Annotated in this window: 1 protein-coding gene; it reads left to right on the forward strand. The window is 66.0% G+C overall.

Features of this window, described 5'->3' with window-relative positions:
* Positions 1-1,696, forward strand: a 1,696-nt coding sequence (locus QB898_RS13000; RefSeq protein ID WP_279525292.1) for a LysM peptidoglycan-binding domain-containing protein, incomplete at both ends; no start/stop codon positions are given.

Consider the following 1,696-nt stretch of genomic DNA (forward strand, 5'->3'; position numbering starts at 1 on the left):
CGGCGCAGTTTCCGGCTCGGCGCCCACGGCTTCCCCCATTGAAATCGCCACAATGGAAATGCTGCTGGCCGATCCCGCCGCGCAGGAAATGGCGGCGCGCTTTGGCGGCCAGCTGCAGCCCATGAGGACGGACAACGACGTCAGCCGCAGCATCGTGCAGCGCTACGGCCCTGATCTGGCTGCGCGGCTGGATCAATACGCCAGAGCGCAAAAAGAGGTGGATGCGCAGTTTTTCAGGGCAATGACTGATCAGGCGCGATCAGGTGCGCTTGTGCCTGATCCCGGCGAGCAGGCACGCCTGGGCTTTTGGTGCTCCCCATCGGGTCGTCTGGGCGACAGCGGATTTGAGTTCAACCCCGTGGCCTTCGCCCGGTTTTACGCGGCAGGCGATTCGCCTGAACGCAGAGCTTTTGCCCACCTGTATGGCGCTGATCCCTTGCGGCTAGTCCCAGGTTCAGACGACGGCCCGTTCCCGCAGGACACATGGATGCTGGGCCGCAGGCGGCTGCAAACGTTCAACTCGGACAGGCCTTCGACCACGCCCTGCGTGCCAACTGTCTTTACGGCTGGCCGCGAGATCTCCGTCAATCCGCACGCCCCTGCACGCCTCAATGATTCCCAGGCGGTCTGGTTCGACCCCATGCACGGCTGGACGACGGAGGCCGGCAATCTCAAGGGCGACTGGTTCGACCGCTTTGGCGCCGTTCTTTTTTCCACTACTTTCACGGCCATCACATTCGGCGCAGGCCCGCTGGCTGCAATGACGCAAGCGGCGGCCAATGGATCGGTAGGCGCGGCCATCGGCGCAGGCGCGGCAGGAGCGGCCATTGGCAACGCCACGATGCAGCTGGCCAATAACGGCCGCATCAACTTCCGCCAGCTTTTGCAGTCGGCCCTGGCTGGCGGCGTGACGGGCGGCATCACAGCCCTGCCCGGCATTCGTCTGCCCGCCGAGTCCACTTTTGCCCAGCGGCTGCTCAGTCACACAGGCCGGGCAAGCTTGCAGGGCGCGCTGCAAGAAGTCATGGGCGGGCGCTTCCGGGACGGCCTGACCAGCGGACTGGTGTCTGGCCTGGCGCAGGAGATGACGGTTTACATGGACCGGCACATTGCAACAGCCCAGACGACACCGCCGCCCTACGCCATTTCACGCGCTGAAGCCAACGCCTTGAGACTGCTCACGCGCGCCACCGCTAGCGCGATGCGCGCCGTGGCCTCAGGCAACGCAGCGGCAGGCATGGCCAGCGATTTTCTTGGCTCATTTCTGGGCGAGGTCATGCAGCGCGGCGATGCAGGCCATGCCGCAGGAGCGCGAACATCAGGCGGCACGCAAGCCGCTGAAACGCAAAGGCGGCGTCCAGCGCAAGCCGCGCAGCCGCAGCAGACAAGGCCAGCCGCGCAATCTGTCACCGTGGCCGCAGGCGACACGCTGGAGAGCCTGGCGCGGCAGCTCTACGGCAGCCGCTGGAGGGCGGGCCTGCCGGTGCTGATGGCCGACAACCAAATCACAACCAACGCCTGGGGCAGCCCGCTGATTCGCCCCGGGCAAAGCCTGCAAGCCAGGCCTCTGGATGGCCTGCGCGCCAGCCAGATCGAGCAACTCTCGCGCCTGGGCGGACAAGTCATAGGCCGCAACGCGCGCGGGCTGAACTTGAGAGAGCAGATCGAGCGCATCCGCGCGCAAGCGCCTGCTGCG

It is taken from the genome of Ottowia cancrivicina (assembly GCF_029813755.1).
In the GTDB taxonomy this organism is placed as follows: domain Bacteria; phylum Pseudomonadota; class Gammaproteobacteria; order Burkholderiales; family Burkholderiaceae_C; genus Ottowia; species Ottowia massiliensis.